The 6,578-nt window shown below is 67.9% G+C and carries 9 protein-coding genes; all 9 read left to right on the forward strand.

Annotation, left to right across the window (positions count from 1 at the left end; genetic code table 11):
* On the forward strand, positions 1–486 hold a 486-nt coding region (locus AB7O82_RS36200), incomplete at its 5' end, for a hypothetical protein (protein ID WP_428621694.1).
* A gap of 3 nt (positions 487–489) precedes the next feature.
* Positions 490–894, forward strand: coding sequence for a hypothetical protein (locus tag AB7O82_RS36205; protein WP_428550112.1), 405 nt, complete (start codon positions 490–492; stop codon positions 892–894).
* A gap of 97 nt (positions 895–991) precedes the next feature.
* Positions 992–2,824 carry a hypothetical protein gene (locus tag AB7O82_RS36210; RefSeq protein WP_428550110.1) on the forward strand — a complete coding sequence of 611 codons (1,833 nt, stop codon included), beginning with the start codon at positions 992–994 and terminating at the stop codon, positions 2,822–2,824.
* 273 nt (positions 2,825–3,097) lie between these two features.
* The gene (locus tag AB7O82_RS36215) at positions 3,098–3,376 is read left to right on the forward strand and encodes a hypothetical protein (protein WP_428550107.1); all 279 of its coding nucleotides are present in this window, start codon (positions 3,098–3,100) and stop codon (positions 3,374–3,376) included.
* Positions 3,377–3,401: 25 nt separating this feature from the next.
* Positions 3,402–3,713 (forward strand): hypothetical protein, encoded by a 312-nt coding sequence (locus AB7O82_RS36220; protein ID WP_428550105.1) that lies wholly within the window; start codon positions 3,402–3,404, stop codon positions 3,711–3,713.
* Between the two features lie 164 nt (positions 3,714–3,877).
* The gene (locus AB7O82_RS36225; RefSeq protein ID WP_428550102.1) at positions 3,878–5,440 is read left to right on the forward strand and encodes a hypothetical protein; all 1,563 of its coding nucleotides are present in this window, start codon (positions 3,878–3,880) and stop codon (positions 5,438–5,440) included.
* Between the two features lie 4 nt (positions 5,441–5,444).
* Positions 5,445–5,789 carry a hypothetical protein gene (locus AB7O82_RS36230; protein ID WP_428550099.1) on the forward strand — a complete coding sequence of 115 codons (345 nt, stop codon included), beginning with the start codon at positions 5,445–5,447 and terminating at the stop codon, positions 5,787–5,789.
* A 184-nt stretch (positions 5,790–5,973) separates the two neighbouring features.
* Positions 5,974–6,204: a hypothetical protein gene (locus tag AB7O82_RS36235; protein WP_428550096.1), complete on the forward strand. Its 231-nt coding sequence runs from the start codon at positions 5,974–5,976 to the stop codon at positions 6,202–6,204.
* Positions 6,140–6,373, forward strand: a complete 234-nt coding sequence (locus AB7O82_RS36240; protein ID WP_428550093.1) for a hypothetical protein — start codon at positions 6,140–6,142, stop codon at positions 6,371–6,373. Before AB7O82_RS36235 ends, AB7O82_RS36240 begins: the two co-directional genes overlap by 65 nt.
* The last annotated feature ends 205 nt before the right edge of the window (positions 6,374–6,578 follow it).

The raw sequence follows: 6,578 nt of genomic DNA on the forward strand, positions 1-6,578 counted from the left end.
CAATCAATTGCACAAGATGGCAGCTCAGGTGGCGTGGTCCACGTGGCGCCGCATGTCTTCACGGTCGAGGCCATGCTGTCTGCGGCATTCGATACTCTTCACGACTCCTTGCGGCGATGTCGATTCGACAGCATTGCGGTCGGCTACAGCCGCAACGGTACGCTTCGCCTCGAGCGTGACCTCGGCAAGCCGTGGGCGCGCCACGGCATCGGCCTGTCCAGGTCCGCCCTGCGCGCCCGCGGGGTCGATTTCTGGTACGAGATCGCTTTTCGCCCCTTCTGCATGCGCCATGGTGAGCTGACGGCATCCGGGCCGATGGTGAGCGCGTCGGTCGTTGCCGTGGATTGCACCACCCGCCCCGGACGCTGTCTCGGCATGTTGGGATTGATCCTCACGCACGGGTTCGTCGCTCTGCCCGCGACGTTGGTTGCGGTCGACGCGGCCGGCCCAAGCTTCATCTACCACACCAACGTGACTGCATATTGACCAATGTCGCGATCCGACCAGAGTTGGCCGACCAGGCGCGGCCGCCGCAAGCCGCTCGATGTCATTGCTGCGCATGAAGAACTGTCCAAAAGACTGCGTCGGCGGTTTCTCGATGGGCTCGAGGCCGAAGCAGAACAGTCTCCGCCCGGTTCCGACGCGACAAAGCACATCAATGCATATACGAAGGCGCTCGACGGACTGACGAAACTCCAGTTCGATACGGGTCAACTGGAACGGGTGACACCGGTGCGCGGAGGTGGCTCGCCGGAAGCAGTCCCTTCCGGTAGGTCCATTTTCGACTACACGCTCGAAGAGCGGCGCCAAATGGATCCCGAGTGGATTGGCAAGGGCATAGAACCCGATCCCGGGTCGAAAGTGGCATCCGATCCCGCCTGCGATGACGACTGAGTACAGCAACGCATGTCACCTGCTCCGCAAAGAGATCGAAGCCGGCGCAGCGGTGCTGTTTCACGCTGGCGAACACGATGCGACTGGCCATCACATCATGCCGGCAGGTGAGCGGCACGACTACTTGATTCGCGCCGCCGCGCACTTCCGCAGTCTCGAGGCAACGGCATCGCACTATGCCCGCCTGCCGGTCGACATCCAGACCTTCGTCGAAGGCCGCCGGTTCCTCGGCCGGCGCGGCATCGTCTATCCGGCGGTCATGGCCGAGCTGATCGAGCTCAATTCCGGCCGCTATGTCGAGAGCGTTCTGACCGGCGGCATCGGCTCCGGCAAGACGACCGCGGCGCTCCTGACCATGGCCTACCAGGTCTATGTCCTGTCGTGCCTGAAGGATCCGCATCGCACCTTCGAGCAGGATCCGGCCGCCGAGCTGCTGACCGTGTTCCAGTCGCTCAATGCCCAGGTGGCGAAGAGCAACGACTACACACGCTTCCGCGCCATGATCGCGGGCTCGCCCTACTTCACGCAGGCCTTTCCGTTCGATCGCCGGCTGGAGGCCGAGATGGCCTTTCCGCGGCGCATCGTCGTGCGGCCGCTGAGCGGCAGCGTGCACGCGGCGATCGGCGCCAATGTCCTGAACGCCCTGATCGACGAGATCAATTTCATGCGCATCGTCGAGCGCTCGTCGCAGGCGGCTGACGGTGGGACGTTCGACCAGGCGCTCGAGATGTACAATGGCCTGGTGCGCCGCCGAAAGACCAGGTTCCTGACGGCCGATCGGCTGCCCGGCATGGTCTGTCTCGTGTCGTCGAAGCGCTATCCCGGGGAGTTCACCGATCTCAAGATCGCCGAGGCCGGGCGCGAGATCGCCGCGACCGGCCGCACGCGGATCTTCGTCTACGACAAGACTGTGTTCGACATAAAGCCGCCCGGCACTTATGGCGGGCAGCGCTTCGGGCTGTTCCTCGGCGACCTCGCCCGCAAGCCGCGCCTGCTGGAGCCCGGCGAGGCGGTGGCGGAGGAGGACCGGCACCTGGTGAAACACATTCCGGTAGAGTTCCGGTCGGAGTTCGAGCACGACCTGCTGTCGGCGATCCGCGACATTGCCGGCGCGTCGACCTTCGCGTTGCATCCGTTCCTGGTCAACACCGCCGCCGTCGCCCGGGCGTTCGGCACGCGCCGGTCGATCCTGTCGCTGGAGCGGACGGACTTCGTCGCGTCGCGGCCGGTGATCTATCCCCGGCGGATCGAGAGGCCGGAGGAGCCTCGGTTCGCCCATGTCGATCTCGCCGTGTCGGGCGACAGCGCGGGCATCGCCATTGGCCATGTCGATCGCTTCGTCGAGGTGGCGCGCGGCGAGGGCGTAGCTGAGACCCTGCCGCATGTCTGTTTCGATGCCATCCTCGAGGTCGCGCCGCCGCGCAACGGCGAGATCGAGTTCGAGAGCATCCGGCGGATGTTCCTCCGGCTGGTCGAGCTGGGCATGAACCTGAAGTGGATCACCTTCGACACCTTCCAATCGCGCGACAGCATCCAGCTGCTGCGCCAGAAGGGGTTCCTCACGGGGCCCCAGTCGATCGATACGGATCCCATGCCCTACGACGTGACCAAGACGGCGCTCTACGACGGACGGGTCGCCGCGCCGGCGCATGCCCGGGCGCAGGCCGAGCTGGTCAGGCTGGAACGCGACCCGCGGACCGGCCGGATCGACCATCCGCCCAATTTCTCGAAGGACTGTGCCGACGCCATGGCGGGCGTGACCTTCGGCCTCAGCTATCGCCGCGAGTCGTGGGTGCGCCACGGCGTGGCGATGCGAGGCACCCTCCTCCAGATCGCCGGCCGGATGGCTGACAGGGACGCCCGGTCGCTGGCCGCCGGCCGGGCCGGCTCGGAGCGGCACGGCCTGTCGATTGAGAGCGAGACGGGCTGAGCGGGTTTTCATGTTTTTCCCAGCAATCGGGGGAGGTGGCCCGCCATAAGGGACGCGGGGGTCATTGCTGGGAGCGCGCCACTCCGATGGCGCTCATGGGCTGTGTGATCGACAGGAAGAGCGCCATCGGAATGGCGCGCTCCCAGCAATGAGCTTCGCACCCGCTCCGGATGATGCCTTGCGCAAAATCGTGTACTGTCGGTCCGAGGCGGGCTCGCGGCGGCGGTCGCGAGTCCTCGTGTCGATCTGCAGCGCAGGAGTCCCGGGGACCCGATGGGCTTGGTCATTTCGCTTCGCACGGGCGAGGATTTCTTCATTGCCGACGAGCGCTATGTGCTGTCGGAAATCGCCGGGACGACGGTGCGCCTCGAGCGTCCGCGCGATGGGGCCGCCTTCGAGATCACCAACGACGAGATGCGCGAGATCGAGCCCGACGTCCTGGTCCAGACCGGCGATCGCATGTCGGCACGCGCCGCCCGGGTGCGCATCGATGCGCCGCGCAGCAAGACCATCCTGATCGGGCCGAAGTACCGCATGGCACGCAAGACGTGACGGCGGGGCGGCACGGGCGGCTCGCATGGCGCGCACTTTCACGGTCACACCGGAGGCCCTGAGGCAGGCGGAACGCCTCGGTCTCGGCGGCGCGGACGCCGAGGCGATCATCCGCGACATGGCGCGCCGTGCCTCGCGCATCACCCATCCCGCGGCCAACCGGCGGTACAGGAACTTCATCCTGTTCGTCACGCCGGACGACGTCGTGACGATGATCTCCGCGATGGACGAGAGCGAGGCGCGCTGGCTCGGCCAGCGCACGTACGACGAGCGCAAGGCGGCCGAAGACGACGGCTCGCCGGGCGAGGCCATCGTCGAGCGTATCAGGCGAAGATAGGTCATCCCGGGCCGCGTCCCCGGATGAAGATAGGCCCTCCCCGGGCCGCGTCCCGCGGATATGGCGGCAGAACCGCACCGGCGCCGCCGGCGGCGGTGCCCGCGCCCGCGTCGTCTCCCTAACGTGCCGATACGAAAGGGGCCGGCACGAGAGGGACGGGAACGGTGACCGACGAAAGCATGGCGACAGGGGCGGCTCCCGCGCGCGGCAAGCGCGAGGTGAGGGTGCGCGTGCTGGACACGGGGCGTCGGTCGATCGTCGTCCCCAACACGCGCGAGATCGAGGACGAGTTCAGCCCGTTCTACGGCAGCAGCCTGGAGGCGTCCGGCCAGGTGCTGAGGCCGCCTTACGAGCCGCGCGTGCTCGAGCGACTCACCCAGGAGAGCAACGTGCTGGGCGCCTGCATCGAGGCCATGGTCGTCAATGCGGACGGGACCGGCCATTCGATCGAGAAGGCGAACAAGGACCCCGACCTCGACGCCAACGAGCGGGACGATCCCGTCGCCCTGAGGCTTGCCGCCTTCTTCGACGAGCCCTTCCCGGGGCAGTCGTTCGTCACCCTGCGGCGCGATCTGCGGCGCGATCTCGAGCGCGTGGGCTATGGCTTTCTCGAGGTCATGCGCAACCTCGAGGGCGAGGTCGTCTTCCTGCGCGGCACGCCGGCACGCACCTTCCGCATCGTGCGGCTCGATGCACCGATCGCCGTCACGCGGACGGTGACGCGCAACGGCGTCGCCGCGTCCTACGAGGTCATGCTGCGCGAACGGCGCTTCTGCCAGGTGATGGGCGGCAAGCTGCTGTTCTTCAGGGAATTCGGCGCCTCGCGCGAGCTCGACAAGCACACCGGGCGATGGGCGTCGGCGGACGCGCCCGTCGCGCCGCAGGACCGCGCCACCGAGCTGATCTACTTCCAGACGGGGCAGGATCCCGACAGCCCCTACGGCGTGCCGCGCTGGGAGGGCCAGATCCCGTCGGTGATCGGCTCGCGCGCCGCCGAGGAGGCCAACATCGCCTACCTCCAGTCGGGCGGCCTGCCGCCGGCGCTGCTGATCGTGCAGGGCGGCTCGGTGGCGCGCGACGCCCGCCAGGCGCTCGAGCAGCAGTTCGCACCGGGCCACAAGCAGCGCGTCGCCATCATCGAGGTGCCGTCGAGCGAGGGCACGCTCGATCGCGCCGGCGGCGTGAGCGTCGCCGTCGAGCGGTTCGGGCATGAGCGCTCCGGCGACACGATGTTCGAGAAATACGACGACAAGTGCTTCGAGCGCATCCTTCGGGCGTTCCGCTTCTCGCCAATGTTCCTCGGCAAGTCGGCGGACTTCAACTTCGCCACGGCCTACGCGAGCTGCCTGGCGGCGGAGGCGCAGGTGTTCGGTCCCGAGCGGGCGCACTTCGACGAGATCGTGACGCGCAAGCTCCTGCCCGCGCTGGGTGGCGCCGGCTACGTGTTCAGGTCGAAGCCGCTGCAGCTCACCGACGTCTCCCAGCAGATCACCGCCCTCGGGCTGGCCGCGAAGCTGCCGGGCGTCGAGCCGCAGAGCCTGATCGAGGCGGTCAACAGGGTGGCCGGCCTCGATGTCGAATTCTCCCGTGCCGGCGCGGACGGCACCGGCGAATCGACCGAGCCGGCGCACCTGGCGCCGGCCAACCCGATCGAGCCGGTGCACAGGGCGGCGGCCAACCCGACCGACCCGGCGCGTCTGGCGCCGGCCAACCCGAGAAGGCGGTGACAGGATGACCATGGATTTGCACGGGCAGCGCCTTGCCCTGTTGGAGGACGAGGGCGGCGCGGTGCTGGCGAGCGAGATCAGCCACGTCGTCGGCACGGCGCCGACCTTGCTCGAGAGGCCGCCGGGCAGCCGGGCGCTCTACCTGATGGCCGACCGGGGCGGCTGGCGGCTGGCGCTGGGCGATCGACTGGCGTCGATGCCCGCCGACGAGTTCCCGGCAGCGCCCCTCGCCGACGGCACGGGCGCCGCCTACCTGGCCGGCGGCACCGGCATGCGACTGAGCGGACCGAGCCACGTGACGGTGCGCGCCTACGCGGCCGATTCGGTCCTGACCTTCTGGTGGCTGTGACCCCGGCCCACGGCCAGGCCATGACGACGCACCACGGATCGACGACCCATCACGGATCGAGGAGGAGAGCATGAGGAGCGACTCGAGATGCCGGCCTGCCCTGCAGTGCGCGCCGGCCAGTCCACCCGAGGCGACCCTCGCGGTCACGGCGTCGCACCGCCCGGCGCGCCGGTAGGCGCCTGCGATGTCCCCCCTTCACGCCAAGGCCGCCTTTGCCGCCGTCATCGTCCTGCTCGCTTTGGCAGGCGCAGGCTGGATCTACCACGAGGGAAAATCGGCGGGCGTCGCCCGCAACGCCTCGGCAACCCTGGAGAAGACCAATGAGGCCATCAAGCGCCGGGCAAAGGCCAATGCCGATGCTGCTGCTCTGCCTGACGACGATGCTTTCGACCGGCTGCGGCCAGGCCGCCGATAGCCGCGTGGTCGCCGCGCCCGATCCCTGCGTCTCGTTCAACCGCATCCAGGGCACCGACGCCCAGGTCGACGACGCCAAGCGCTCCTTTGGATCGCGCAAGGTCTGGCGACCGCTGTTCGATCAGCTGAACGCGCACAACGAGGTCTGGGACAGGACTTGCGGTAGGTAGGGTATCCGCTCCTGATCCACGAGATTGTTCTAAGCCAGAAGACCTTCGTGGCAGTCGAAGGCAGAGACGTGAAGCTTGTCCGTCAGACCTCGACCGTCACCCAGGGATCAGGTGGATCGACGCCGACGCCCCAGAACATAGCGCCGGGCGGAGCGTCATCGGGTTGTACCGTGCATATGAATGATACGACCCAGGCATCAGCGGG

Origin of the sequence: Reyranella sp. (assembly GCF_050185545.1) — a bacterium.
Lineage (GTDB): Bacteria > Pseudomonadota > Alphaproteobacteria > Reyranellales > Reyranellaceae > Reyranella.

Excerpts from the sequence above, each read along its gene's own strand:
- AB7O82_RS36240 (WP_428550093.1), top strand. The coding sequence starts at position 6,140 with ATGCCGATGCTGCTGCTCTGCCTGACGACGATGCTTTCGACCGGCTGC.
- AB7O82_RS36215 (WP_428550107.1), top strand. The coding sequence starts at position 3,098 with ATGGGCTTGGTCATTTCGCTTCGCACGGGCGAGGATTTCTTCATTGCC.
- AB7O82_RS36210 (WP_428550110.1), top strand. The coding sequence starts at position 992 with ATGCCGGCAGGTGAGCGGCACGACTACTTGATTCGCGCCGCCGCGCAC.
- AB7O82_RS36205 (WP_428550112.1), top strand. The coding sequence starts at position 490 with ATGTCGCGATCCGACCAGAGTTGGCCGACCAGGCGCGGCCGCCGCAAG.
- AB7O82_RS36220 (WP_428550105.1), top strand. The coding sequence starts at position 3,402 with ATGGCGCGCACTTTCACGGTCACACCGGAGGCCCTGAGGCAGGCGGAA.
- AB7O82_RS36235 (WP_428550096.1), top strand. The coding sequence starts at position 5,974 with ATGTCCCCCCTTCACGCCAAGGCCGCCTTTGCCGCCGTCATCGTCCTG.
- AB7O82_RS36230 (WP_428550099.1), top strand. The coding sequence starts at position 5,445 with ATGACCATGGATTTGCACGGGCAGCGCCTTGCCCTGTTGGAGGACGAG.